The following is a 26,391-nucleotide window of genomic DNA, read 5'->3' on the forward strand; positions in this document are numbered from 1 at the left end:
ACGGTCTCCTTGCCGTCGGAGAACAGCACGATGCGCGCCGGCGGCGGTTCGTCGCCGCCACCGATCACCGCCCCGACCGTGGCGATCGCCTGCAGCGCGGTGAAGATGCCCTCACCGGTGGCCGTGCGGTCGGCGAACTGAAGTTTGTCGATCGCGGCCTTGGTGGCCTCACGGCCGGTGGTCGGCGACACCAGCACGGTCGCCGTCCCGGCATACGAGATCAGCCCGAGATTGATACCGGGGGTGAGCTCGTCGGCGAACTGCTTGGACGCCTCCTGGGCCGCTGCCATGCGGTTCGGTGCGACGTCGGTGGCCCGCATCGACTGCGACACGTCCATGACGAGCATCACCACCGCGCGGTTACGCGGTATGCGCACGTCGTGCGTCGGACCGGCCATCGCCACCGTGAGGAACACCAGCGCGATCACAAGGAGGATTGCGGGCACATGCCGCCAGCGCGTAGAACTTTTCGGCGCAACGCTTTCCAGCAACGCCATGTTGGCGAACCGCAACATCCGCCGGTGCCGGGCCAGCTGCACCACGATGTAGAGCCCGACGATCCCGAGCACCGCGAGCAAGAACAGGAAGAACCAGGCGTTTTCGAAGCCCGACAGCGTCATCGGTCCGAGCAACGGCAATGTCATGTGCGCCTAATCATTTCGCGACGATCCGACCTAGACACGGCCTGCCAGGGCGCCACGCCTGCGGTTGGCGACGAACCGGACGACGTCGGCGATCCAGTCACGGTCGGTGCGCAACGTCAGCAGCGGCGCGTCACATCGCCGCAACGTCCTGGCCACCTCGGCACGGTGGGCGGCCGCGGCCCGTTCGAAGTCGTCGCGCAACTGCTCGTCGATGGTGAACTCGCGGGTCGTGCCGGTCTCGGCGTCCTGCAGGACCACGTCGCCGACCGGCGGCAGCTCGACGTCGCGCGGGTCGAGGACCTCGATGCCGAGCACCTCGTGGCGGCCGGCGATCGCCCGCAGCGGCCTCATCCAGTTGATCGGGCCGAGGAAGTCGCTGATGATCACCGCCATGCCGCGACGACGCTCCGGCCGGCGCAGGGCGTCGATGGCGGCGGCCAGGTCGCCGCGAACGCCCGTCGGCGCCTTGGGCATCGTCGCGATCGCGCGCAGCATCTCCTGCTCGTGCATCCGGCCCGACAAAGCCGGCACCCGCCGCACGGTGTCGCCGTTGGCGATGATCGCGCCGATCCGGTTGCCTCCGCCGCTGTTGAGGAACGTGATCGCCGCCGCGGCGGCCACCGCGAGGTCACGCTTGTCGCAACCGGTCGTGCCGAAATCGAGGCTGGCCGACATGTCGACCACCAGCCAGGTTTCGAGCTCGCGGTCTGCGATCATCTGTCGCACATGCGGATGGGTGGTGCGCGCCGTGACCGACCAGTCCATCCTGCGCACGTCGTCGCCGGGCTGGTAGAGCCGCGACTCCCCCGGCTCCGAACCCGGACCCGGAAGCAGGCCGAGGTGGTCGCCGTGCAGGACGCCGTCGAGTTTGCGGCGCACCGTCAACTCGAGCTTGCGAAGCGCCGCCGTCAGCGCGGGGTCACGGATCTCCCCCCGCTTGAGCGACGGCAGATCGACGTTGCGTCCGGAGGTGGTCACCGATTGCTGGCCGCACCTGCGGCGGCGGGCACGACTGGCGGCACCGAATGACCTTGCTGCGGAATGGCATTCACCTGCGGCAGGGCCACGGTCTGCAGGATCCGGGTGATCACCGTCTCGGCGGAGATCTCGTCGGCCAACGCGTCGTAGGTCAGCACCAGCCGGTGCCGCAGCACGTCAGGGATGACCTCGACGACGTCCTGCGGGATCACGTAGTCACGCCCGCGCACCAGCGCCAGCGCCCGGGCCGCGGCAATGATGCCCAGCGATGCGCGCGGTGATGCGCCGTAGGCGATCCAGGCCTTGGCGTCGGGCATTCCGAACTTCTCGGGCTGCCGGGTGGCGGTCACCACCCGGACGACGTAGTCGACGAGCGCGTGGTGCACGAAGTTGTTGGCCGCCACGTCCTGCAGTCGCAGCAGGTCACCCGGCGCCAGAATCTGCTTGGGCTCCGGCGGCTTGACGCCCATCCGGTAGATGATCTCGCGCTCTTCCTCGGGCGATGGGTAGTCGATGTTGAGTTTGAACAGGAAGCGGTCGCGCTGAGCTTCGGGCAGCGCGTACACGCCCTCCTGCTCGATCGGGTTCTGGGTGGCCATCACCAGGAACGGCTGGGGCAGCGGGAAGGTCTTGCCGCCGATCGAGATCTTGCGCTCTGCCATGACCTCCAGCAGCGCCGACTGCACCTTCGCCGGGGCGCGGTTGATCTCGTCGGCGAGCAGGAAGTTGACCACCACGGGGCCGAGTTCGATGTCGAACTCCTCCTTGCCCACCCGGTAGATACGGGTACCGATGATGTCGGTGGGCACCAGGTCGGGCGTGAACTGGATGCGTGCGAACGTGCCACCCACCACCTTGGCGAAGGTTTCGACGGCCAGCGTCTTGGCGACGCCGGGCACACCCTCGAGCAGCACATGGCCCTTGGCGAGCAGGCCGACCAGCATGCGCTCGACCAGTTGGTCCTGACCGACGATGATCCGCTTGACCTCGAAGACGGCCCGCTCGAGCGTGTGGACCTCTTGCTGCAGACCGCCGTTATTGGAGGCCGGGTTGGTCGCCGGCGCGGCATGCGAGCCCTGGTATCCCTGCGCCGGTGCCTGGCCGGGATAACCTGCAGCCCCCTGCGGCGGCCCACTCGGTGACGTCATCAACGTTCCTTCCACATAACTCGCTGGTCATAGCGGCGCTGGCCGGTCCGGGCCGCGCGCTCGCCGTCAACTATTCCAGGCACCACGAAATCCGTCGACGTTGCCCGACGATGAGCGCTTGCGCGAAGAGAATTCAACAAGCGCCTTCAGGTTCGGCTCAGGCTCCGCTCAGGTTCGGGGTCAGGACTCGATGATGCGGGCCACGTAGGGCTGCAGGCCCGAGTGGCGTACCGGGCTCACCGTGACCTTCCCGGAGTTGCTCGAGGCCTCCAGCATCTGCCCACCGCCGAGGTAGAGGGCGACGTGCTGGCTGCCGCCGGGCCCCCAGAACAGCAGGTCGCCGCGCTTGGCCTGCGACGTCGGCACCTTGCGGCCGGTGTCGTACTGATCACCTGAGTACTTGGGGATCAGCACGCCCACACCCGCGAACGAGAACTGGGTGAAGCCCGAACAGTCGAAGCCGACGGTATTGGCGCCCGAGTCGATGCCGCGGCTGGGTCCGTTCGGCTTGCCGCCGCCCCACGAGTACGGCACGCCCATCTGCGAGGCGCCCCGGCGGATCACGTACTCGATGGCCTGCGGCCCGCGAACCCGGCCCGGCGCGACGCCGGCCGTCGCCGCCTCCGGGGGTGCGAGGCCCAGCGTGGACAGGAACTTGCGGCCCAGGTTCATCGTGACTTCGGTGGCCTGCGCGGTCGCGGCCAGCGATGCGTTGGCGATCGCGAGCGGATCGCCCGGCGCGCCGGCGCTGAGCAGCTTGGGCAACGTGGGATCCCACTGACCGTCGCCGGGCGCCGAGGCGGCGGGCGTGGCCAGTCCGACGGTCAGCGCAACCGTGGCGAGCAGGAGTGCGCAACCGCCGAGGAAGCGAGTCAGCTTGGAACGCAAGGTATTCCTGTTCTTTATCGAAGTCACCATTCGATGAGACGAGTCGCGTACGGGGTCATGCCGCTGGTGCGCACCGGTGACACCTTCACCACCGACCCGGTGTAGGGCGCTTCGAGCATCTGTCCGTCGCCGAGATAGAGGGCCACGTGCTGGCTGGCGTTGGGGCCCCAGAACAGCATGTCGCCACGCCGCATCTGCGACGACGGGACCTTGCGTCCGGCGTTGTACTGCGAACCGGAGTAGTGGTCGAGCTTGATGCCGACACCGGCGAACGCGTAGAGCATCAGCCCCGAGCAGTCGAATCCGACTGTGCCCGCGCCGGAGTCGATGCCCCGGCTCGGGCCGGCGGCGTTGCCGCCGCCCCATGAGTACGGCACGCCGAGCTGCGACATGGCCCGCTTGATCACGTACTCGGTGGCCTGCCTGCCGTAAACCCGAGGAATCGCACCGGGAGCGTTGGTGTAGCCGGTCGGAGTGGGTAGCAATCCAAGCGACTGCAGGAACTTGCGGCCCATGTCCTGGGTCACCTGCGCCGACGTCGACGCGATTCCGAGCACCGCGTTGATGATCGCGATCGGATCACCGCTGACGAAGGCGCTGGGAATCGCGGGCAGCGTCGGGTCCCACGGCCCGGCCCAGTTGCCGGTGCCCGGGTCGCGGCCCTGCGGTGCGCGGTCCCAGTTCTCGTTCGCCGGGGCCGCGGCCGCCGCCGGTGCCGCAGGGGCGTCCGCCGCCGGCGCGGACGCGGTGCGTGCCTGCGCGAGCTTCGCCTGTGCGGCGGCGCGCTCGGCGGTCAGCTTGTCGAGTTGGGCCTGTTGAGACCGGAACGTCTCCTGCGCGTCGGTGAGTGCCGACACCGCCGAGCGCTGGCTGGCTTCAGCGTCGGCGACGGCCTTGTCGGCGTTCTGCTTGGCCAGTCGCACCGCGGAGTCCCGGTTGACCTGCTCGGTGCGGGCCCGCTGCAGGTCGGCGATGACCTTCTGCGAGCTGAGCGTCAACGTCTGCCCGACCGCGGCGGTCTTGACGATGTCCGCGGGATCGCTCGCGGTCAGGTACGAGTCGGAAGGACCGTTGACGTATGTCGCGGCCGCGAACGAGTCGAACCGCTTCTGCGCCTGCTCGATTGCGATGTTGGCGTCTTGGACACGCTGCCTGCTCGCGTCGACCTCGCGCTGTGCGGCATCGGCATTCTCCCGGGCGGTCTGCACATCGAGGATCGCCTTGTTGACGCTCTCCTGCTGTTGCTGAATCGCGGCGCCGAGGTCCTGCAACTTCTGATCCGCTTCGGCGACGGCGGCGACGAGTGCGGCGAGGCTGTCGGGGCTGCTGGGTTGCGCCACGGCCAGGCCGGGGGTGGCGAGCAGCACGACCGCCGCGAGCAGAGCCGCGCAGAACCGTTCACACGGCCAAGTGGCCAATGCGCGAGTGATGGGTCTCATCCGACTCAGTTCTCCTATGGCTCTCAGGCGAACGTGCGGACACATTCGTCGGGCACTGTGCGCATTAGTCACAAAATGCACATCTACAACACAGTTACCGATTGCACCGTACGTCACATCTGACGCCAAAGAAACTCAAGTCACAAATTACAAGTTTGTAATTGAATGTAGTGTTATCGAGCCGTGACTTCACTACCTGCGGCGCCACCGCGCTCCGGCGTCAAAACCGCTGTTGCGCTGCGCATTCAGGTCTGCGCGCGGGACTCGGTGCGCCTGCCGCGAATTTGCAAAAGTCGCGTACCGATAACGGCCGCAATGACTCCCAGAACCACCACAATGGTCAACGCCGTCCACGGAAAGTCCGGCGTCGTCAACTCGCTCAGAAAGTTCTTCGAACCCTGGACCGCGCCACGGCCTTCGGCGACATCCTGACCGGCTTCCAGCGTGGCCCGGTCGAAAGTGGTGCTGAACGAACCCGACTCGCTGGGGCTGAGCACCAGCACGGTCGCCCCGGGAAACGCCTGGCCCACCTCGGTGGCGATATCACGCAGTGGCGTGTCGATCGGCGGATTCTGGTCGACGACGACGATCTTGAGGTCGATCCCCTGCTGCGCAGCCTCGGCGACCACCCCGGGCAGGCCTTCGTTCTCCGGCGTCGGCGAGGCGCTCACGCCGTCGTCGCGGACGTCATCGATCACGAGGTTCATGCACGTGTCGACGGGCGTGGTCGCGGGATCTCGGCCGACCGGCCCACAGACGTCGGGCGGTATGTATGCCGGCAGAAACGGAAGCACATGCGGTCCGGTCACGAAAGAACCGTACGTGATGGGTACCCAGCGGGGTGACAGCACGCGCAGGCGGGGACGAGACTGAACACCGACCCTGATTGTTTTACAGGACAAGCGTACTGTTAGAGTTGGAACGCGGCCGACACAGCCCGTCGGCTGCGAGAACTAGCCGGGAGTTGATGTGAGCAAAGATAATACGGAAAATTCTTCCCTCAATTCTTTTGATGCCCGCGACACCCTGAAGGTCGGCGACAAGAGCTACGAGATCTACCGCCTCGATGCAGTCAAGGGCACCGAGAAACTGCCCTACAGCCTGAAAGTTCTGGCCGAGAACCTGTTGCGTACCGAGGACGGCAAGAACATCACCAAAGACCACATCGAGGCGCTCGCCAAGTGGGATCCCGAAGCAGAGCCCAGCGTGGAGATCCAGTTCACCCCGGCCCGGGTGGTGATGCAGGACTTCACCGGTGTGCCGTGCATCGTCGACCTCGCCACGATGCGGGAAGCGATCGGCGACCTGGGCGGTGACCCCGACAAGGTCAATCCGCTCGCCCCGGCCGACCTGGTGATCGACCATTCCGTGATCGCCGACCTGTTCGGCCGCGAGGACGCCTTCGAACGCAACGTCGAGATCGAGTACGAGCGCAACGGCGAGCGCTATCAGTTCCTGCGCTGGGGACAGGGTGCCTTCGACGACTTCAAGGTGGTCCCGCCGGGAACCGGGATCGTGCACCAGGTCAACATCGAGTACTTGGCGCGGGTGGTGTGGGAGCGCGACGGTGTGGCCTACCCCGACACCTGCGTCGGCACCGACAGCCACACCACGATGGTCAACGGCCTGGGCGTGCTGGGGTGGGGCGTCGGCGGAATCGAGGCCGAGGCCGCGATGCTGGGCCAACCGGTGTCGATGCTCATCCCGCGGGTGGTCGGGTTCAAGCTGACCGGTGAGCGCCAACCCGGGGTGACCGCCACCGATGTGGTGCTCACCGTGACCGAGATGCTCCGCAAGCACGGCGTGGTCGGCAAGTTCGTCGAGTTCTACGGCGACGGCGTGGCCGAGGTACCGCTGGCCAACCGCGCCACTTTGGGGAACATGAGCCCCGAATTCGGTTCGACCGCAGCTATTTTCCCGATCGACGAGGTCACCATCGACTATCTGCGGATGACCGGGCGCAGCGACGAGCAGCTCGCGCTGGTCGAGGCCTACGCCAAGGAACAGGGCATGTGGCACGACCCGAAGCGGGAGCCGAAGTTCTCCGAGTACATCGAGCTCGACCTCTCCGACGTGGTGCCCTCGATCGCGGGGCCGAAGCGCCCGCAGGACCGCATCGCGCTGAACGACGCGAAGGACGCTTTCCGCAAGGCCATTCACAACTATGTCGAGGACGGCAACGCTCCCGCGCACACCAAACTCGACGAGGCCGTCGAGGAAACGTTCCCGGCCAGCGACCCGGCGTCCAGCCTGGCGTTCGCCGACGACGACGCCGTGGTGCCGTCGGCGGCCGTGGGGTCCAACGGCCGACCCACGAACCCCGTGGAGGTCAAGTCCGATGAGCGCGGTGAGTTCATCCTCGACCACGGTGCCGTCGTCATCGCGGCCATCACGTCGTGCACCAACACCTCCAACCCCGAGGTCATGCTCGGCGCGGCGCTGCTCGCCAAGAACGCCGTGGAGAAGGGACTGACCACAAAACCGTGGGTGAAGACGACGATGGCGCCCGGTTCGCAGGTCGTCACCGATTACTACGAGAAGGCCGATCTGTGGCCGTATCTGGAGAAGCTCGGCTTCTATCTGGTGGGCTACGGCTGCACTACCTGCATCGGCAACAGCGGGCCACTGCCCGAGGAAATCTCGCAGGTGGTCAACGACGCCGATCTGTCGGTGGCCGCGGTGTTGTCGGGCAACCGCAACTTCGAAGGCCGCATCAATCCCGACGTGAAGATGAACTACCTGGCGTCGCCGCCGCTGGTCATCGCCTACGCGCTGGCGGGAACGATGGACTTCGACTTCGACAACGAACCGCTGGGCAAGGACTCGGATGGCAACGAGGTGTTCCTCAAGGACATCTGGCCGTCGCAGAAGGACATCGACGACACCATCGCCTCGGCTATCAACACCGAGATGTTCACCAAGAACTACGCCGACGTGTTCAAGGGTGACGAGCGCTGGCGTAACCTGCCGACCCCGAGCGGCAACACCTTCGAGTGGGCCGACGACTCGACCTATGTGCGCAAGCCGCCGTACTTCGACGGGATGCCGGCCGAGCCGGAGCCGGTGACCGACATCAAGGGCGCCAAAGTGCTGGCACTGCTGGGTGATTCGGTCACCACCGACCACATCTCCCCCGCGGGCAGTATCAAACCCGGCACTCCCGCCGCGCAGTACCTCGAGGAAAACGGCGTCGAGAAGAAGGACTACAACTCCTACGGCTCCCGACGCGGCAACCACGAGGTGATGATCCGCGGCACGTTCGCCAACATCCGGCTGCGCAACGAGCTACTCGACGACGTGTCCGGCGGCTATACCCGCGACTTCACCAACGGCGGCGAGCAGGCGTTCATCTACGACGCCGCGCAAAACTATGCGGCGCAGGATATTCCGTTGGTCGTCCTGGGTGGCAAGGAGTACGGCTCCGGCTCGTCGCGGGACTGGGCCGCCAAGGGCACCCGGCTGCTGGGCGTGCGCGCGGTGATCTGTGAGTCGTTCGAGCGGATCCACCGGTCGAACCTGATCGGCATGGGCGTGATTCCGCTGCAGTTCCCCGAGGGCGAGTCGGCGTCGTCGCTGAAGCTCGACGGCACCGAGACGTTCGACATCACGGGTATCGAGGAGCTCAACGAGGGCAAGACGCCGAAGACGGTGCACGTGAAGGCGACCAAGGAGAACGGCGAGGCGGTCGAGTTCGACGCGGTGGTGCGCATCGACACCCCCGGTGAGGCGGACTACTACCGCAACGGCGGCATCCTGCAGTATGTGCTGCGCAACATGCTGAAGTCGTAGGCGACATGCCCCGGGTCACCGACGACCACCTGGCGGCGCGTCGTCGGCAGATCCTCGACGGCGCCCGCCGGTGTTTCGCCGAGTACGGCTATGACAAGGCGACCGTGCGGCGGCTCGAGCAGACGATCGGGCTGTCGCGCGGCGCCATCTTCCACCACTTCCGGGACAAGGACACGCTGTTCTTCGAGCTGGCCCGCGAGGACGCCGAGCGGATGGCCGACGTCGCCGCGAGGGAGGGGCTCGTCCAAGTGATGCGGGACATGCTCGCTGCGCCCGAACAGTTCGACTGGCTGGCCACGCGGCTGGAGATCGCGCGAAAGCTCCGCAACGATCCCGAGTTCCACCGCGGGTGGTCGGAGCGGTCCGCCGAACTCTCAGCGGCCACCCATCAGCGGTTACGTATGCAGAAACAGGCGGGCCGACTGCGCGACGACGTCCCCAGCGCCGTGCTGCAGACCTATCTCGACCTCGTCCTCGACGGTTTGGTTGCACGGTTGGCTTCGGGAGACGATCCCGAAAAGCTCAGTGCCGTACTGGACCTCGTCGAGGCATCCCTGCGGCAGCGGCCGGACTAGCTGGCGCGCCTGCTGCGGTGGTTGGGGCCGCCGCGGCTGCGCATCGTGGTGCCCGACTCGCGCAGCATGCTGTGGATCGAACCGTACGATCGGCCGGTGGACGCCACCAGCGTGCGGATACTCGCGCCACCCTCGTAAGCACTCCGCAACTCGTTGAGCAACTGGTCTCTCGACTTGTCCAGCTTTTTCATCAGCACCTCCCCGCTTGATGCCCCGACGCATACCCAGCGTATGAACCGGTTACACACGGCGGATGAAAATGACGAAACGGTCTCCAGACCCGCCGGATCAGGCCAACTCGATGAGATCGCGGTAGTCCTCGGACCAGAAGTCCTCGGTGCCGTCGGGAAGCAGCACCACGCGCTGCGGGTCCAACGCCTCGGCGGCGCCGGGATCATGGGTCACCAGCACGACCGCGCCGACGTAGCTGCGCAGCGCGTCGAGGACCTGCTCCCGTGACGCGGGATCGAGGTTGTTCGTCGGCTCGTCGAGCAACAGCACATTCGCGGTCGATGCGACCAGCCCGGCGAGCGCCAGTCGTGTCTTCTCCCCGCCGGACAGCGTGCCCGCCGGCTGCTCGAGCTGCGGTCCGCTGAACATGAAGGCGCCCAACAGACCCCGAAGGTCCTGCTCGCCGGTGTCGGGCGCCGCGTGCCGGATGTTCTCCCACACCGTCGCGGTGTCGTCGAGGGTGTCGTGCTCCTGGGCGAAATAGCCGAGTTTGAGGCCGTGGCCGGGTTCCAACACGCCGGCATCCGGCGTTTCGGCGCCGGCCAGCAGGCGCAGCAGCGTGGTCTTGCCCGCGCCGTTGAGGCCGAGCACCACGACGCGTGAGCCGCGGTCGATCGCGAGGTCGACACCGGTGAAGACCTCGAGCGACCCGTAGTTCTTCGTCAGCCCCTTGGCGACGAGCGGGGTACGTCCGCACGGCGCGGGGGTCGGGAACTTGATGCGGGCCACCTTGTCGGCGGCGCGTTCCTCGTCGAGAGCGGCCATCATCCGGTCGGCGCGTCGCAACATGTTCTGCGCAGCAACGGCTTTGGTGGCCTTGGCGCCCATCTTGGCGGCCTGTGAGCGCAACGCGGAAGCCTTGCGTTCGGCGTTGGCGCGTTCGCGGCGGCGCCGCTGTTCGTCGGTGGCGCGGGCGTCGAGGTACTTCTGCCAACCCATGTTGTAGACGTCGACCTCGCCGCGCACCGCGTCGAGGAACCACACCCGGTTCACCACATCGGCGAGCAGATCGACGTTGTGGCTGATGACGATCAGGCCCCCGGTGTGCTGCTGCAAGAAGTCGCGCAGCCAGCCGATGGAATCGGCATCGAGATGGTTGGTGGGTTCGTCGAGCAGCAGCGTTGCCGAAGATCCCGCACCGCTCTCGGATGCGGAGAACAGGATCCGGGCGAGTTCCACGCGGCGGCGCTGACCGCCGGACAGCGTGCGCAGCGGTTGCGTCAGGACGCGTTCGGGCAGTCCGAGGCTCGCGCAGATCCGGCCTGCCTCGCTCTCGGCGGCGTAGCCGCCCAGCGCCGCGAACCGTTCCTCGAGTTGACCGTACCGGCGGACGGCCTTGTCCCGGGCGGCGTCGTCGGCGACCTCGGCCATCAGCACCTGCTGCTTCTCCAGGTCGGCCAGCAGGGTGTCGAGCCCACGTGCCGACAGGACCCGGTCGCGAGCGAGCACGTCGAGGTCGCCTTCTCTGGGATCCTGTGGCAGGTAACCGATTTCGCCGTTGCGGGCGATGTCTCCCGCGTAGGGCTCGCTTTCGCCGGCGAGGATGCGCAGCGTGGTGGTCTTGCCTGCGCCGTTGCGGCCGACCAAGCCGATCCGATCGCCGGGCTGCACCCGAAGCGCGGTTCCGTCGGTGGACAGCAACGTGCGTGCCCCGGCGCGGACCTCGAGGTCCGTTGCGGTGATCACGCTGTGCTGTCCTTACTTGTCGTCGGTGAAGACAGGGGCCCGTTTCTCGGCGCGCGCTGTCACCGCTTCTTCGAAGTTGGCGGTGAGCAACCGGACGAAGAGTTGTCCGAGGCCCTCGGCTTGCATATGCCCTTCCAGGCTACCGGCGTCCAGTCCACTCCAAAGTGTGCGTTTGGTCAACTCGATTCCCGGCCGAGAGAACGTCGCGATGCGTTCACCGAGCTGGTAGCAAACCTCGAGCAGGTCGTCGTCGGGGACCGCGCGGGACACCAGCCCGATGCGTTCGGCCTCGGCGGCGTCGACGTCACGGCCGGTCAGCATCAGCTCGAAGGCCCGCGAGGTGCCGATGGCGCGCGGCAGCAGATAGGACAATCCCAGTTCACTGGCGGTCAGACCGTTGTTGATACCAGCAGCGCGAAAGTAGGCGCCGTCGGCGGCGACGCGGATGTCGCACGCCAGTGCCAGGCACAGGCCTCCTCCGATCGCGGCGCCGTTGACCGCGGCGATCACCGGCTGGTGCATCTTGCGCAGGGCCAGGATGACGTCGTCGAGCACCTCCATGGACCGCAGCGCGAACGTCGGCCGGGTCAGCCCGTCGATGTGCGGCACGGCGCCGGCCGACTTGTGGTCGGCGCCGGAGGAAAAACCGCGTCCCGCGCCGGTCAGCACCACCGCCCGCACGGAGTTGTCGAAGGTCAGTTCCTCGAGCGCCTTCTTGAGCGGCACCATGACGTCGAAGGCCATGGAGTTCATCCGTTCCGGCCGGTTCAGGGTCACCAGCGCGACGCCGGGCCGCGGTCGGTCCACCAGGACGAAGTTGCTCTGTTCGGTGTCTGCGCGCTCGTTCACGCAGTGCACGCTATCGCGTGCGCAGCGTCACTCCGGCTGGCCGTTGTCCTGCGCTGCGATCGCGGCGTCGATGTCGAACTCCTTGACCTGCTGGACGAGCTCCTCGAGCGCCGCGGGCGGCAACGCGCCGGCCTGGTTGAAGACCAGTTTGCCCTTCTTGAACGCCATCAACGTCGGGATGGACCGGATGTCGGCGGCCGCAGCCAGCGCCTGTTCGGCCTCGGTGTCGACCTTGGCGTACACCACGTCGGGGTGTTCCTCGGAGGACGCCGCGAACGTGGGGGCGAATGCCTTACACGGGCCACACCACGACGCCCAGAAGTCCACCAGCACGATCTCGTTGTCGTTGATGGTGTCGTTGAATTGTTCGGCGGTGATGTCTTGGGTAGCCACGTTGAGTCCTAACGCTGGTGTTCAGCCGGGTGTTCCCCAGCCTACGGACGGCGAAACGGTGCAGCGCGCGATCGCCGCCGTCAGACCGTGAAGCCGAGCGCCCGAAGCTGCTCGCGGCCGTCCTCGGTGATCTTGTCCGGTCCCCACGGCGGGTTCCACACCCAGTTGATCCTCAGCTCGTCGACCAGGCCCGCACCCACCAGCGCGGTGCGCGACTGATCCTCGATGACATCGGTCAGCGGGCACGCGGCCGACGTCAGGGTCATGTCGATCAACGCGACGTTGCCCTGCTCCCCCTGCTCGACGTTGATTCCGTAAACCAGGCCCAAGTCGACGACGTTGATCCCCAGTTCCGGATCGACCACGTCGCGCATCGCCTCCTCGAGATCGAACAACAGTTCCTCGTTAGGCACTGCGGTGTCGCTCATTCGGCGCCTCCTCTGTCCCGAATTCTGCGCCGGCTTGCGCCAGCGCGTCCTTGAAAGCCATCCAACCCAGCAGCGCGCACTTGACCCGCGCCGGATACTTCGCGACACCGGCGAACGCGATGCCGTCTCCGATCACATCTTCGTCGCCGCCGACCGTCCCGCGCGACGAAATCATCTCGCTGAACGCCGCGACCGTCTTCATGGCGTCGCCGACGCTTTGCCCGATCACCTGATCGGTCAGCACGGACGTCGAGGCCTGGCTGATCGAACAGCCCTGACCGTCATAGGAGATGTCGGCCACCTGCTCGCCGTCGCCGGACAACGTCACCCGCAGCGTCACCTCGTCCCCGCAGGTCGGATTGACGTGGTGCACCTGCGCGTCGAACGGCTCGCGCAGCCCACGGTTGTGCGGGTGCTTGTAGTGATCGAGGATCACTTCCTGGTAGATCTGCTCCAGCCGCACGTCAGTCCCTGCCGAAGAATTCCACGGCCCGACGGACACCCGCCACCAGCCGATCGACCTCTTCGACGGTGTTGTACACCGCAAACGACGCCCGCGCGGTGGCCGCGATGCCGAACCGGCGGTGCAGCGGCCACGCGCAGTGGTGGCCGACGCGCACCGCCACGCCCTCGTCGTCGAGCACCTGCCCCACATCGTGGGCGTGCACACCGTCGACGACGAAGCTGACCGGCGACCCGCGGTTCTCCAACGACCTCGGCCCGATGATCCGCACGCCGTCGATCGCGGTCAGCCCTTCCAGCGCCGCGGCGACCAGCTCGGCCTCGTGCGCTTCGACGGCGGCCATCCCGACCTCGCGCAGATACCGCGCGGCGGCGGCCAGCCCGACCACTTGCGACGTCATCGGCGTCCCCGCCTCGAAGCGCTGTGGCGCCGACGCGTACGTCGTCTCCTCCATCGTGACGGTCTCGATCATCGACCCGCCGGTGAGGAACGGGGGCAACGCGTTCAACACCGCGCCGCGGCCGTACAACACGCCGATCCCGGTCGGCCCCAACATCTTGTGCCCGGAGAACGCCGCGAAGTCGACGTCGAGTGCATGGAGGTCAACCGGCTGGTGCGGCACTGACTGACACGCGTCGAGCACGGTCAGCGCACCGACCGCCTTGGCGCGCGAAACCAGTTCGGCGACCGGGGCCAAGGCGCCGGTCACGTTCGAATGATGGCTGAACGCAACGACTTTGACGCGCCCGTCGAGTCGGAGCGAATCGAGGTCGATTCGCCCGTCAGCAGTGACCCCGTACCACTTCAGCGTCGCGCCGGTGCGACGCGCCAACTCCTGCCACGGCACCAGATTCGCATGGTGCTCGAGTTCCGTCGTGACGATCACATCGCCCGGGCCGACAGCGCCCTCGAAGCGCGTGTCACCCAGCGCGTAGGACACCAGGTTGAGCGCCTCGGTCGCGTTCTTGGTGAACACCAACTCGTCGGGGTCGGCGCCGACGAACGCCGCGATGTCCGCGCGGCCCTCCTCGTAGGCGTCGGTGGCCTCCTCCATCAACTGGTGAGCGCCGCGGTGCACTGCGCCGTACGAGGTGACCAGGAACTCGCGCTCGGCGTCGAGGACCTGCAACGGCCGTTGCGACGTCGCACCGGAATCCAAGTACGCCAACACGTTTCCGCCGCGCATCTGCTTCTTCAGGATCGGGAAGTCCGCGCGGATGGCGGCCAGATCCAGTGGGCGAACGGAGGCGGTCACGGGTTACGCCTCCGCGGCCGCCGTCTGGGTGAACCGGACGTAGCCGTTCTCCTCGAGTTCGTCGGCGAGTTCCGGACCACCGGAGGTGACGATGCGCCCGTCGACGAACACGTGCACGAACTGCGGCCGGATGTACCGCAGGATCCGGGTGTAGTGCGTGATGAGCAGCACGCCGCCGTGCTCGGTCTCGGCGTAGCGGTTGACGCCCTCGCTGACCACCCGCAGCGCATCGACGTCCAGACCCGAGTCCGTCTCGTCGAGAATCGCGATCTTCGGCTTCAGCAGAGCCAGTTGCAGGATCTCGTGGCGCTTCTTCTCACCGCCCGAGAACCCTTCGTTGACACTGCGTTCGGAGAACGCCGCGTCGATCCCGAGGTCGCTCATCGCGGCCTTGACCTCTTTGATCCAGTGCCGCAGCTTCGGCGCCTCGCCTCGCACGGCCGTCGCGGCGGTGCGCAGGAAGTTCGACATCGAGACCCCCGGCACCTCGACGGGGTACTGCATCGCGAGGAACAGGCCTGCGCGGGCGCGCTCGTCGATGCTCATCTCCAGCACGTCCTGGCCGTCCAGCGTGATCGAACCGGACGTCACCGTGTAGCGGGGGTGGCCGGCGATCGCGTACGACAGGGTCGATTTGCCGGAACCGTTGGGGCCCATCACCGCATGGGTCTCCCCCGACTTCACGGTCAGGTCGACACCCTTGAGGATCGGTATCTCGGTCTGCTCGGGTGTGAGGACCGAGACGTGCAGGTCTTTGACTTCCAGTGTGGTCATGATTGGGCTGTTCTCGATTCTGTGATCGCTAGTTCTCGTTCGATTGCTTCGGTGAGGCGCTCGCGCACCGCGGGCACGGCGATCTTGGCGATGATCTCGTTGAAGAAGCCGCGCACCACCAAGCGCCGTGCCTGATCCTCGGGGATGCCGCGGGCCCTTAGATAGAACAACTGCTCGTCGTCGAAACGTCCGGTGGCACTGGCGTGTCCGGCGCCGACGATCTCACCCGTCTCGATCTCGAGGTTGGGCACCGAGTCGGCCCGCGCGCCGTCGGTGAGCAGCAGATTGCGGTTCACCTCGAAGGTGTCGGTGCCGATGGCCTCCGCGCGGATCAACACGTCGCCGACCCACACGGTGTGCGCGTCGGGCCGATTGGATGCCGGATCACCTTGCAGTGCACCCTTGTACAACACATCGGACTTGCAGTTCGGATGGGCGTGATCGACGAGCAGCCGCGACTCGAAGTGCTGACCGTCGTCGGCGAAGTAGGTGCCGAGCAACTTGGCGTCGCCGCCGGTTCCGGTGAAGCGGACCGTCGCCGTGGTCCGGACGACGTCGCCGCCGAGCGTGACGTTGACGTGTCCGAGCACGGCATCCTTGCCCAGCCGCGCGTGGTGCGCGCTGACATGCACCATGTCGTCGGCCCAGTCGGCGATCCAGATCACCCCGAGGCCGGCCGAATCACCCACGATGATCTCGACGTTGTCGGCGTAGGTTCCGCTGCCGCGCAGGTCGACGACGACGATCGCCCGCGACAGTTCCTCGACGCGGATCTGCAGATGCCCGTAGGCCACCGCGCCCTCACCCGGGCCGCTGATGTCGATCTCGATCGGCTCGGCGACCTCGGTGTCACGGGCCACGGTGACGATCGTCGCCGTGTCGAACGACGAAAATGCTTGCGCTGCAACCCGGTCCGCGGGCACGCCGCCCTCACCGAGCCGCTCGTCGCCGCGGCGCACCGTCTCCACGGTGACGCCGGGCAGTTCGGCCGCCCGAATCTGGGCGCTGCCCGTGGCGGGCGCGGAGCCGTCGTGCAGACCGCGGAGGCGTTTGAGCGGTGTGAACCGCCAGATCTCGTCGCGGCCACCGGGCACCTCGAAGGCGTTCACGTCGAACGAGGTGAAGATCTCGCCCTTGTTGAGTGCGGATCCGGCCGGCGTCGGTTCGACGGCGGTGGTCAGCTCGGAAACCACTCAGCCCACCGCGCCTTCCATTTGCAGCTCGATCAGCCGGTTGAGCTCCAGCGCGTACTCCATCGGGAGTTCCTTGGCGATCGGCTCGACGAAGCCGCGCACCACCATCGCCATCGCCTCATCCTCGGTGAGGCCGCGGCTCATCAGGTAGAACAGCTGGTTCTCGCTGACCTTCGACACGGTGGCCTCGTGACCCATGGTCACGTCGTCCTCGCGGATGTCGACGTAGGGATAGGTGTCGCTGCGGCTGACGGTATCGACGAGCAGCGCATCGCATTTCACGCTGGAGCGCGATCCGTGTGCGCCCTTGTTGACCTGGACCAGGCCGCGGTAGGACGCGCGGCCACCGCCGCGGGCCACCGACTTGGACACGATGTTGCTCGATGTGTTCGGCGCCAGGTGAAGCATTTTCGCGCCGGTGTCCTGATGCTGGCCCTCGCCGGCGAACGCCACCGACAGCACCTCACCGCGGGCGTGTTCACCGGTCATCCACACGGCCGGGTACTTCATCGTGACCTTGGAGCCGATGTTGCCGTCGACCCATTCCATCGTCGCTCCCGCCTCGGCGCGGGCCCGCTTGGTGACCAGGTTGTAGACGTTGTTCGACCAGTTCTGAATCGTCGTGTAGCGGCAGCGGCCGCCCGGCTTGACGATGATTTCGACGACCGCGGAGTGCAGCGAGTCGCTCTTGTAGATCGGCGCGGTGCAGCCTTCGACGTAGTGCACGTAGGCGCCCTCGTCGACGATGATCAGCGTGCGCTCGAACTGGCCCATGTTCTCGGTGTTGATCCGGAAGTAGGCCTGCAGCGGGATGTCGACGTGCACGCCGGGCGGGACATAGATGAACGAACCGCCCGACCAGACCGCGGTGTTGAGCGCGGAGAACTTGTTGTCGCCGGCGGGGATCACGGTGCCGAAGTACTGCTTGAAGATGTCCGGATGCTCGCGCAGCGCGGTGTCGGTGTCGAGGAAGACGACACCCTGGGCCTCGAGGTCCTCGCGGATCTGGTGGTAGACCACCTCCGACTCGTACTGGGCCGCCACACCGGAGACCAGACGCTGCTTCTCCGCCTCCGGGATGCCGAGCTTGTCGTAGGTGTTGCGGATGTCCTCGGGGAGGTCGTCCCAGGTGGCGGCCTGCTTCTCGGTGGACCGCACGAAGTACTTGATGTTGTCGAAGTCGATGCCCTCGAGGTTGGAACCCCACGTCGGCATCGGCTTCTTGGTGAAGGTGCGCAGCGCCTTCAACCGGGTCTCGAGCATCCACTCGGGCTCGTTCTTCTTCGCCGAGATGTCACGAACCACCGCCTCGGACAATCCGCGCTGCGCGCTGGCGCCCGCGACGTCGGAGTCCACCCAGCCGTAGCCGTACCGGCTCAGCGAAGCGATGGCCTCGTCCTGGCTGAGCGGTTCGCCTACCTTGTGGACCTCGGGTGTCGTCGTCATCTCGACGCTCCTTGCTTGCTAGTTGGGGCTGTGGCTGTGATCTTGTCGACCTTGTCGACCAGCGGTACGTGCGTGGTGCAGGCGCAGTCGCCGTTGACGATCGTGGCGAGCCTCTGCACGTGGGTTCCCAGGATCTCGGCGAAGGCCTCCCGCTCCGTCTCGCACAGTTCCGGGAACTCCTCCGCGACGTGAGACACCGGACAGTGATGCTGACACAGCTGGATTCCGTGGATCGGTCCAGGCGCCGGCGTAACCGATGTCACAGTCGTCGCGTAGCCGGCCTCGGTCAGCGCGGCCGCCACCCGGTCGGCCTTTGATTCAACGTCATCGGGACCCTCGGTTACTCCCGCGAGAATCCCGTCGATACGACGACGCGCGAACGCCCGCACGGCGTCGTCGCCGCCGATCTCTCGTAACTGCCGGATCGCCGCGGCGGCGAGGTCGTCGTAGGCGTGGCTCAGCTTGGCGCGACCCGCCGGGGTGAGCCGGTACCGCTTGGCGGGCCGACCGCGTCCGGTGTGCTGCCAGGCGGCCGCGGCGCTGGCCTGCGCGTCGCCCGCCTCCATCAGCGCGTCCAGGTGGCGACGCACCCCGGCAGCGGAGATTCCGAGCCGCTCGCCGATCTCGCCCGCAGTGATCGGTCCGGATTCCAGCAGCAGCTGCACGATCGCACCACGCGTGTGGCGATCGGCTCCTGCGGCGGTGCTGGACGTCGCCGTCGTAGCGGCGCCAGCCTCCGGACTGAATTTCACAACACTATTGTGACGGAATTCCAAAAGCCGTGTAAAGCAAGGGCACCCTTAGCCCGACCTCGGCCCGACCGGGACCACCGACACCGGCGGTTACGCTGCTGAGGTGGCAGCCCGCCTCCCTTCGTTCAGCTCGTCGATCGCCCGTTGGCACGCCGACGAACCCCCGGTGGGCTCACCGCTCAACGACGCCGAGGTCATCGCGCTGCGCCGGACCCGGCTGTTCGGCGCGGCCGGCACGGTGCTGATGGCGATCGGTGCACTCGGAGTCGGGGCCAGGCCGGTGGTCCAGGATCCGACGTTCGGCGTACGACTGCTCAACCTTCCGTCCCGCATCCAGACGGTGTCGCTGACCATGACCACCACCGGCGCGGTGATGATGGCGCTGGCCTGGCTGATGCTCGGCCGGTTCGCGCTGGGAGACCGGCGCATGTCGCGCAGTCAACTGGACCGTCTGCTGTGGTTGTGGGTGCTCCCGCTGCTGATCGCCCCGCCCATGTACAGCCGCGACGTCTACTCCTACCTGGCGCAGAGTGAGATCGGTGTCAGCGGTCTGGACCCCTACCGGGTGGGTCCGGCGACCGGCCTCGGCCTGGACCACGTGTTCACGTTGTCCGTACCGAACATGTGGCGCGAGACGCCGGCCCCGTACGGTCCGCTGTTCCTGTGGATCGGCCAGGGCATCTCGGCGTTGACCGGCGAGAACATCGTGGCCGCGGTGCTGTGTCACCGGCTGGTCGTGCTGTTCGGCGTCGGCCTGATCGTCTGGGCGACGCCGCGCCTGGCCCGCCGCTGCGGTGTCGCGGAGGTGAGCGCGCTGTGGCTCGGCGCCGCGAACCCGCTGCTGATCATGCATCTGGTGGCGGGCATCCACAACGAGGCCTTGATGCTGGGGCTGATGCTCGCCGGCACCGAGTTCGCCCTGCGCGGTGTCAGCAGCATCGGCGCCGCCACACCCCTGGTTCCCAGGCCGCTGACCCGGCCGCAAGGCCGCGCGCAATGGTTGCGGTGGCGGCCGCTGGCGATGCTGCTGCTGGGCGTCGTGCTGATCACGCTGTCGTCTCAGGTGAAGCTGCCGTCGTTGCTGGCGCTGGGCTTTGTTGCGATGGCGCTGGCCTGCCGGTGGGGTGGCACGGTCAAGGCGTTTTTCCTGGCCGGGGGTTCGCTGACCGCCGTGTCGGTCGCGGTGATGGCGATCATCGGGTGGGCCAGCGGCCTCGGCTTCGGCTGGCTCTTCACTCTGGGCACCGCGAACGTCGTGCGCAGTTGGATGTCGCTGCCGACCTTGTTGGCCCTTGGGACCGGGCAGGTCGGCATCCTGCTCGGCCTCGGCGACCACACCACGGCGGTGCTGGGCCTGACCCGTGCGATCGGCGTGTTCATCATCGCGATCCTGGTGACCTGGCTGCTGCTGGCGGTGCTGCGCGGCCGCCTACACCCGGTGGGCGGTCTCGGCGTCGCGCTCGGCGTGACCGTGCTGCTGTTCCCGGTGGTCCAGCCCTGGTATGTGTTGTGGGCCGTGCTGCCACTCGCGGCGTGGGCCACCCGGCCGGCGTTCCGCAGCACGACGATCGTGGTGACGCTGGCGGTCGGCATCTTCGGCCCCACCGCAAACGGCGACCGGTTCACGCTGTTTCAGATCCTGCTCACAGTGGCGGCCAGCACCGTGATCGTGGCGGCGTTGATCCTGCTCACTTACAACCGGCTGCCCTGGCGGAGCGTGACGACGCGGCCGTCCGAGCAGCCGTCGCCACCGGAACCACAGCCGGTGAGACCCGACGCCTACGCTGAGTCCCCGTGACCCACCCAGGACCGGGGCCCTCCCCCGCCCCCGTGCGCCTGAGCGGGGTCAGCAAGCGCTACGGGTCGACGATCGCGGTGGCAGACCTCGATCTGGAGGTTCAGACCGCCGAGGTGTTCGCACTGCTCGGGCCGAACGGCGCGGGCAAGACCACCACCGTGGAGATGTGCGAAGGGTTCATCAAGCCCGACGCCGGCAGCATCGAGATCCTCGGCCTCGACCCATTCGGCGACAACGCCCGGGTGCGCGAGCGCATCGGCGTGATGTTGCAGGGCGGCGGCGCATATCCGGCCGCCCGCGCCGGTGAGATGCTCGACCTCGTCGCGTCTTACGCGGCCAACCCGCTCGACCCCGCGTGGCTGATGGACATCCTCGGGCTGACCGAGGCGGCGCGAACGACCTACCGGCGGCTCTCCGGCGGCCAGCAGCAGCGGCTGGCGCTCGCGTGCGCCGTGGTCGGCCGTCCCGAGCTGGTCTTCCTCGACGAACCGACCGCCGGCATGGACGCCCATGCCCGAATCGTGGTGTGGGAGTTGATCGACGGGCTGCGCCGCGACGGCGTCACGGTGGTGCTGACGACCCATCAGCTGACCGAGGCCGAGGAGCTCGCGGACCGCATCATGATCATCGACCACGGTGTCGCGGTGGCCACCGGGACGCCGGAGGAGTTGATGCGCAGCGGCGCCGAGAACCAGTTGCGGTTCCGCGCACCGCGCATGCTCGATCTGTCGCTGCTGGTCTCGGCATTGCCGGAGAGCTACCGGGCCAGCGAGACGGCGCCGGGCGAGTACCTGGTGGAGGGCGCGATCAACCCGCAGGTGCTGGCCACGGTGACGGCGTGGTGTGCACGGCTGGATGTGCTGGCCACCGATATGCGCGTCGAACAGCGGAGCCTCGAGGACGTCTTCCTCGACTTGACCGGACGGGAGCTGCGCTCGTGAATCGTTTCGCGCCGGGCACCTTCTCGCCCGACCCCCGGCCGGCCACCGTGGCGAAGATGCTGGCCGCGCAGTTCGGCCTCGAGCTGCGGTTGTTGCTGCGCAACGGCGAACAACTGTTGTTGACGATGTTCATTCCGATCACGTTGTTGATCGGGTTGACGCTGTTGCCGCTCGGTTCGTTCGGACCGAACCGGGCTGCGACGTTCGTGCCGGCGATCATGGCGCTGGCGGTGATCTCCACCGCGTTCACCGGCCAGGCGATCGCCGTGGCGTTCGACCGCCGCTACGGAGCGCTGAAGCGGTTGGGCGCCACGGCGCTTCCGGTGTGGGGCATCATCGCGGGCAAGTCGCTGGCCGTGGTCGCGGTGGTGTTTCTGCAGTCGATTGTGTTGGGCACCATCGGTTTTGCGATGGGCTGGCGACCGCACATGGCCGGGTTGGCGCTCGGCGCCGCGATCATCGCGCTGGGCACCGCGGGTTTCGCCGCACTGGGCCTGCTGCTGGGCGGCACGCTTCGCGCCGAGATCGTGCTGGCGCTGGCGAACCTGCTGTGGTTCGTCTTCGCCGGACTCGGCGCGCTGACGTTGGAGGGCGGCATGGTGCCCACCGCGGCGCAATGGGTGGCCCGGTTGACTCCCTCGGGCGCCCTCACAGAGGCGCTGTCGCGGGCGATGACGCTGTCGGTCGACTGGTTCGGCCTGTTGGTGCTCGCGGTGTGGGGTGTCGTCGCCGCACTGTGTGCGCTGCGCTGGTTCCGATTCACCTGAGGCTGTCGGGCGCCAGCACCCGCTACTACGGCTTGTAGTTGCGCTGCTCTACGATCGAACCCGTGCGACGCGCCTTTCTGCGGCTGGTCGATCTGCTGCCGCTGCCCAGCCTGCGGGCCCAGCGCGTCATCGCGTTCCTCGTCATCCTGACCCAAGGCGGCATCGCCGTGACCGGTGCGATCGTCCGGGTCACCGCGTCCGGCCTGGGGTGTCCGACCTGGCCGCAGTGCTTCCCCGGCAGCTTCACCCCGATGCCCCACCCCGAGGTGGCGGTCATCCACCAAGCCGTCGAGTTCGGCAACCGCATGGTCACGTTCCTGGTGGTGCTCACCGCCGCGGCCGCGGTCCTGGCGGTGACACGCGCGCGTCGCCGCCGCGAGGTGCTGATCTATGCCTGGCTGATGCCGGCTTCGACGGTCGTGCAGGCGGTGATCGGAGGGATCACCGTGCTGACGGGCCTGCTGTGGTGGACGGTGGCCATCCACCTGCTGGCGTCGATGACGATGGTCTGGTTGGCGGTGCTGCTGTTCGTCAAGATCGGCGAGCCCGACGATGGTGTACTCACGCGGCGGGCACCAAAGCCGTTGCGACAGTTGGCTTTCCTCAGTGGCGTCGCGCTAGCAGCAGTCCTGGTGACCGGTACGTTGGTGACCGGGGCCGGACCGCACGCGGGAGACAAGAGCCTCGACCGCACGGTCCCACGCCTCGAGGTCCCCGTCCCCACGCTGGTGCACATGCACTCGTCGCTGCTGGTGGCCTACCTGTCGCTGGTGATCGGCCTGGGCTTCGGCCTGCTGGCGGTCCGCGCGGCCCGGCCGGTGAGGGTGCGGCTGGGTGTGCTGCTGGCCTTGGTGGTGGCGCAGGGACTGGTCGGGGTCGTGCAGTTCTACACCGGCGTGCCCGCGGCCCTGGTCGCCGTCCACGTGGCCGGCGCCGCGGCCTGCACGGCGGCCACCGCGGCGCTATGGGCGTCGATGCGAGAGCGGGCCGAGCCCGAACCTCTCCAGCGCTGACTCGACGCCCAGGACGAACGCCCGCTGCTGCCGCTCCCGGGTCGGTTGGTCGAGCTGCATCCAGCCCAGCGACGGCTCGACCAGTTCCACCTCCAGCACTCGCGGGTCGAAGCGTCCGCCGACGACGTCCACCCGCGCATAGAGCAACTCCTCGGGTGTGAGGTTCAGGTGCGCGGCCGCCGCCGCCAGCGCCGCATGACCGACGTCCCAGACCTCGAAGTCGGGCTCGGCCGGGGTGAGCGTCTCGCGCGCGTACGTGCCCGACTCGTCGAACGGCGGCACCTGGCCGGCGCGCCGCAGTATCGGGCCCTTCGTGAACGCGTGGGATTGCGAACCGCCGAGAAACACCAGCGCGGTCTCCCCGTCCTCGATGCGTGCGTCGTAGGGCTGGATCAGCACCGTCCGGCCGGCGGCCAGCAGACGGGCGGCGTGCCGATAAGCGTCATCGCGATCCGAGAAGCGCAGCGTATTCACCGATCCCACACCGACAGCGGGTTTGACCACGACCTCGGCACTGTTCGGCAGCCGCACCGTGTCGCCCGGACCGAAGAACCGGCTCGGCACGATCGGCACCCCCGCGTCGGCGAGGTCGAGGAGATACCGCTTGTCGGTGTTCCACGGCACCACCGCCGCGGGGTTGAGCAGGTTGCGGACCCGCCCCGCCCAGCCGAGGAACTCGTCGAGCCGATCGATGTAGTCCCACGTCGCCCGCAGGATCACGAGGTCCGCCTCCAGTGTCGCCGGGTCGTCCCAGGACAGCCAGCGGGCGTGCAACCCGTGCTTACCCAGTGCGGCGACCAGGCCGGCGTCGTCCCCGTCTCCCTCCGGCAGTGCGGGGCAGCCGGCCAGCACGATGCGCGGATGGAACAGGTCGGGCCGCGCGAGCTTCACAACTGCAAGGATATTGGGAGGATGTGAGCATGTACGCCATCGAAGTCGCCGAGACCGGCGGACCGCAAGTCCTCACCTACGTCGAGAAGCCCCAACCGACGCCTGGCCCCGGCGAGGTGTTGATCAAGGCCGAGGCGATCGGAGTCAACTTCCTCGACACCTACTTCCGGTCCGGCCAGTATCCGCGGGAGACGCCGTTCATCGTCGGCAACGAGGTGTGCGGCACCGTCGAAGCGGTCGGCGATGGCGTCGCCGCGCTGAAGGTCGGCGACCGCGTCGTCACCGCGCAGGCCAACGGAGCGTATGCCGAATACAGCGTCGCCCCAGCAGATTTCGTCGCTTACGTACCCGACGGCGTGAGTCCCGAGGCGGCCGCGGCCGCACTGCTCAAGGGAATGACCGCGCACTACCTGATCAAGTCGCTGTACCCGGTGCAGCAGGGCGACTCGGTGTTGGTGCACGCGGGAGCGGGCGGCGTGGGCCTCATCCTCACCCAGTGGGCGACCAGCATGGCGGTGCGCGTCATCACCACGGTCTCGACGCCGGAGAAGGCCGAATTGTCGCGTCAGGCCGGCGCGGTCGAAGTGCTCGACTATCCGGACGACCCGGCGGAGTTCGGCGCCACGATCAAGGAGATGACCGACGGCGGCGTCGCAGCCGTGTACGACGGCGTCGGGGCGGCCACGTTCGAAGCCAGCCTCGCCAGCCTGGCGGTGCGGGGCACGCTGGCGCTGTTCGGTGCCTCCAGCGGCCCGGTCCCGCCGTTCGATCCGCAACTCCTCAACGCGGCCGGCTCACTGTTCCTGACTCGGCCAACGCTTGTGCACTACACCCGCACTGCAGACGAGTTCGCTTGGCGGGCAGGCGAACTCCTCGACGCGATCGCATCTGGCACCTTGACCATCACGGTCAGCGAGCGCTACCGGCTCCCAGACGCCGAGCAGGCGCACCGCGACCTGCAGGGCCGCCGGACCGTCGGATCGGTGGTGTTGGTGCCCTAGCGGTCAGAACAATGTCGGCAGCGCCAGGGCCGAGTCGATCGCCAGTGCGCAGAAGACGACGGCGAGGTAGTTGTTGGACTGAAGGAACAGCCGCAGCGGTTTGACGGGTTCGCCGCGGCGCACGCCGTTGTAGAGCTGGTGCGCCATCACCAGGAACCATGCCCCGGCCAGCACCGCGACGGCCGCGTACAACCAGCCGGTGGCGGGCGTCAGCGCCAGCGTGGCGACCACCGTCAGCCACGTGTAGATCACGATCTGCTTGGTGACCTGGCGCTCGGTGGCCACCGCGGGCAGCATCGGAACCCCGGCGGCGCGGTAGTCCTCCTTGTACCGCATGGCCAGCGCCCAGGTGTGCGGGGGCGTCCAGAAGAAGATGATCGCGAACATCGCCAACGCCGGCCAGGCGATCGTCCCGGTGACCGCTGACCAGCCGATCATCACCGGCATGCAGCCCGCGGCGCCTCCCCACACCACGTTCTGCGAGGTGCGGCGCTTGAGCAACAGCGTGTAGACGAGAACGTAGAACGCGATCGTCGCGCCCGCGAGGTGGGCCGAGAGCATGTTGGTCGTCCACCACAGCCAGAAGAAGGATGCGACGGACAGCGCGAGCCCGAACACCAGCGCGTGGCTGCGCGGCACCGTGGCGCGGGCCAGCGGCCTGCGCTCGGTGCGCTTCATGACCTTGTCGATGTCGGCGTCGGCCACGCAGTTCAGCGCGTTCGCGCCTGCCGCCGCCAGCAGCCCGCCGACCAGCGTGTTCAGGATCAGCAGCGGGTCGACGTCGCCGCGGTGGGCCAGCAGCATCGCGGGGATCGTGGTGACCAGGAGCAGTTCGATGACCCGCGGCTTCGTCAGCGATACGTAGCCGGAGAGTTTCTGGCGGATTCGCGTCCGGAGCCGCTCCGGCGGCGACATTCGATCAGGCACCCCGCCGACGAGGTGGCCTTCGCGAACGCTCACGCAGCTACTCCTGTCGAAATGCGGGGGCTTCTACTACAGACGATGGTAGACCGCGCCGCAACGGCGGCCTAATCGTCCCCCAGCAGCCT

Annotated in this window: 26 protein-coding genes; 7 read left to right on the forward strand and 19 right to left on the reverse strand. The window is 67.6% G+C overall.

Features of this window, described 5'->3' with window-relative positions:
• From AU188_RS12540 to AU188_RS12565, 6 genes are all read right to left on the reverse strand, one after another.
• The coding region (locus AU188_RS12540) for a VWA domain-containing protein (RefSeq protein WP_156426661.1) at window positions 1–644 on the reverse strand (644 nt) is incomplete at its 3' end.
• A gap of 30 nt (window positions 645–674) precedes the next feature.
• Window positions 675–1,622 carry a DUF58 domain-containing protein gene (locus AU188_RS12545; RefSeq protein WP_059164046.1) on the reverse strand — a complete coding sequence of 316 codons (948 nt, stop codon included), beginning with the start codon at window positions 1,620–1,622 and terminating at the stop codon, window positions 675–677.
• Window positions 1,619–2,770, reverse strand: a complete 1,152-nt coding sequence (gene moxR1, locus AU188_RS12550) for a chaperone MoxR1 (protein ID WP_059164094.1) — start codon at window positions 2,768–2,770, stop codon at window positions 1,619–1,621. Before moxR1 ends, AU188_RS12545 begins: the two co-directional genes overlap by 4 nt.
• A 180-nt stretch (window positions 2,771–2,950) precedes the next feature.
• A complete protein-coding gene (gene ripB, locus AU188_RS12555) occupies window positions 2,951–3,616 on the reverse strand; it encodes an NlpC/P60 family peptidoglycan endopeptidase RipB (RefSeq protein WP_286137447.1) in 666 nt (221 codons plus the stop codon).
• 65 nt (window positions 3,617–3,681) lie between these two features.
• Entirely contained in the window at window positions 3,682–5,097 is a 1,416-nt protein-coding gene (gene ripA / locus AU188_RS12560) for an NlpC/P60 family peptidoglycan endopeptidase RipA (protein WP_059164048.1), read from the reverse strand.
• A gap of 245 nt (window positions 5,098–5,342) precedes the next feature.
• Window positions 5,343–5,906 carry an Rv1476 family membrane protein gene (locus tag AU188_RS12565; protein ID WP_059164095.1) on the reverse strand — a complete coding sequence of 188 codons (564 nt, stop codon included), beginning with the start codon at window positions 5,904–5,906 and terminating at the stop codon, window positions 5,343–5,345.
• Window positions 5,907–6,066: 160 nt separating this feature from the next.
• Between AU188_RS12565 and acnA the strand changes: the two genes are divergently transcribed.
• Together acnA and AU188_RS12575 are read left to right on the forward strand one after the other, a co-directional pair.
• Complete coding sequence (gene acnA / locus AU188_RS12570; protein ID WP_059164049.1) at window positions 6,067–8,886, forward strand: aconitate hydratase AcnA; 2,820 nt, start codon at window positions 6,067–6,069, stop codon at window positions 8,884–8,886.
• Between the two features lie 5 nt (window positions 8,887–8,891).
• A complete protein-coding gene (locus AU188_RS12575; RefSeq protein WP_059164050.1) occupies window positions 8,892–9,461 on the forward strand; it encodes a TetR/AcrR family transcriptional regulator in 570 nt (189 codons plus the stop codon).
• Here AU188_RS12575 and AU188_RS12580 read toward each other — a convergent pair.
• The 11 genes from AU188_RS12580 to AU188_RS12630 form a co-directional block, all read right to left on the reverse strand.
• Window positions 9,458–9,652 (reverse strand): helix-turn-helix domain-containing protein, encoded by a 195-nt coding sequence (locus AU188_RS12580; protein WP_059100174.1) that lies wholly within the window; start codon window positions 9,650–9,652, stop codon window positions 9,458–9,460. The genes AU188_RS12575 and AU188_RS12580 overlap by 4 nt on opposite strands.
• A 97-nt stretch (window positions 9,653–9,749) precedes the next feature.
• A complete protein-coding gene (locus tag AU188_RS12585) occupies window positions 9,750–11,378 on the reverse strand; it encodes an ABC-F family ATP-binding cassette domain-containing protein (RefSeq protein WP_059164051.1) in 1,629 nt (542 codons plus the stop codon).
• 12 nt (window positions 11,379–11,390) lie between these two features.
• Complete coding sequence (locus AU188_RS12590) at window positions 11,391–12,227, reverse strand: enoyl-CoA hydratase (RefSeq protein WP_059164052.1); 837 nt, start codon at window positions 12,225–12,227, stop codon at window positions 11,391–11,393.
• A 27-nt stretch (window positions 12,228–12,254) separates the two neighbouring features.
• Entirely contained in the window at window positions 12,255–12,620 is a 366-nt protein-coding gene (trxA, locus tag AU188_RS12595; RefSeq protein WP_059164053.1) for a thioredoxin, read from the reverse strand.
• A gap of 80 nt (window positions 12,621–12,700) precedes the next feature.
• Window positions 12,701–13,048: a metal-sulfur cluster assembly factor gene (locus AU188_RS12600; RefSeq protein WP_059100004.1), complete on the reverse strand. Its 348-nt coding sequence runs from the start codon at window positions 13,046–13,048 to the stop codon at window positions 12,701–12,703.
• On the reverse strand, window positions 13,026–13,511 hold the full coding sequence (gene sufU / locus AU188_RS12605) for a Fe-S cluster assembly sulfur transfer protein SufU (RefSeq protein ID WP_059164054.1): 486 nt from the start codon (window positions 13,509–13,511) through the stop codon (window positions 13,026–13,028). Before sufU ends, AU188_RS12600 begins: the two co-directional genes overlap by 23 nt.
• A gap of 1 nt (window position 13,512) precedes the next feature.
• Window positions 13,513–14,766, reverse strand: a complete 1,254-nt coding sequence (locus tag AU188_RS12610; RefSeq protein WP_059164055.1) for a cysteine desulfurase — start codon at window positions 14,764–14,766, stop codon at window positions 13,513–13,515.
• Between the two features lie 3 nt (window positions 14,767–14,769).
• Entirely contained in the window at window positions 14,770–15,540 is a 771-nt protein-coding gene (gene sufC / locus AU188_RS12615) for a Fe-S cluster assembly ATPase SufC (protein WP_059164056.1), read from the reverse strand.
• Window positions 15,537–16,733 carry a Fe-S cluster assembly protein SufD gene (gene sufD, locus AU188_RS12620; RefSeq protein WP_059164057.1) on the reverse strand — a complete coding sequence of 399 codons (1,197 nt, stop codon included), beginning with the start codon at window positions 16,731–16,733 and terminating at the stop codon, window positions 15,537–15,539. Before sufD ends, sufC begins: the two co-directional genes overlap by 4 nt.
• On the reverse strand, window positions 16,734–18,179 hold the full coding sequence (sufB, locus tag AU188_RS12625; protein WP_059164058.1) for a Fe-S cluster assembly protein SufB: 1,446 nt from the start codon (window positions 18,177–18,179) through the stop codon (window positions 16,734–16,736).
• Window positions 18,176–18,931, reverse strand: coding sequence for a helix-turn-helix transcriptional regulator (locus AU188_RS12630; protein WP_059164059.1), 756 nt, complete (start codon window positions 18,929–18,931; stop codon window positions 18,176–18,178). Before AU188_RS12630 ends, sufB begins: the two co-directional genes overlap by 4 nt.
• A 103-nt stretch (window positions 18,932–19,034) precedes the next feature.
• Here AU188_RS12630 and mptB point away from each other — a divergent pair, with 103 nt between their 5' ends.
• From mptB to AU188_RS12650, 4 genes are all read left to right on the forward strand, one after another.
• Complete coding sequence (gene mptB / locus AU188_RS12635; protein ID WP_059164060.1) at window positions 19,035–20,729, forward strand: polyprenol phosphomannose-dependent alpha 1,6 mannosyltransferase MptB; 1,695 nt, start codon at window positions 19,035–19,037, stop codon at window positions 20,727–20,729.
• Between the two features lie 32 nt (window positions 20,730–20,761).
• Window positions 20,762–21,670 (forward strand): ABC transporter ATP-binding protein, encoded by a 909-nt coding sequence (locus AU188_RS12640; RefSeq protein ID WP_059164061.1) that lies wholly within the window; start codon window positions 20,762–20,764, stop codon window positions 21,668–21,670.
• Entirely contained in the window at window positions 21,667–22,437 is a 771-nt protein-coding gene (locus AU188_RS12645; RefSeq protein ID WP_059164062.1) for an ABC transporter permease, read from the forward strand. Before AU188_RS12640 ends, AU188_RS12645 begins: the two co-directional genes overlap by 4 nt.
• A gap of 83 nt (window positions 22,438–22,520) precedes the next feature.
• Window positions 22,521–23,450: a COX15/CtaA family protein gene (locus AU188_RS12650; protein ID WP_172799488.1), complete on the forward strand. Its 930-nt coding sequence runs from the start codon at window positions 22,521–22,523 to the stop codon at window positions 23,448–23,450.
• Here the strand turns inward: AU188_RS12650 and AU188_RS12655 are convergent.
• Window positions 23,400–24,341: an ATP-grasp domain-containing protein gene (locus AU188_RS12655; RefSeq protein WP_059164063.1), complete on the reverse strand. Its 942-nt coding sequence runs from the start codon at window positions 24,339–24,341 to the stop codon at window positions 23,400–23,402. The two genes, AU188_RS12650 and AU188_RS12655, sit on opposite strands and share 51 nt — an antisense overlap.
• A gap of 29 nt (window positions 24,342–24,370) precedes the next feature.
• On the opposite strand from AU188_RS12655, the gene AU188_RS12660 reads away from it, so the two are divergent.
• Window positions 24,371–25,342 carry a quinone oxidoreductase family protein gene (locus AU188_RS12660; RefSeq protein WP_059164064.1) on the forward strand — a complete coding sequence of 324 codons (972 nt, stop codon included), beginning with the start codon at window positions 24,371–24,373 and terminating at the stop codon, window positions 25,340–25,342.
• 3 nt (window positions 25,343–25,345) lie between these two features.
• Here the strand turns inward: AU188_RS12660 and AU188_RS12665 are convergent, their stop codons facing one another.
• Window positions 25,346–26,257 (reverse strand): heme o synthase, encoded by a 912-nt coding sequence (locus tag AU188_RS12665; RefSeq protein WP_082686620.1) that lies wholly within the window; start codon window positions 26,255–26,257, stop codon window positions 25,346–25,348.
• Between the last annotated feature and the right edge of the window lie 134 nt (window positions 26,258–26,391).

Origin of the sequence: Mycobacterium sp. IS-3022 (assembly GCF_001500065.1) — a bacterium.
GTDB lineage: Bacteria > Actinomycetota > Actinomycetes > Mycobacteriales > Mycobacteriaceae > Mycobacterium.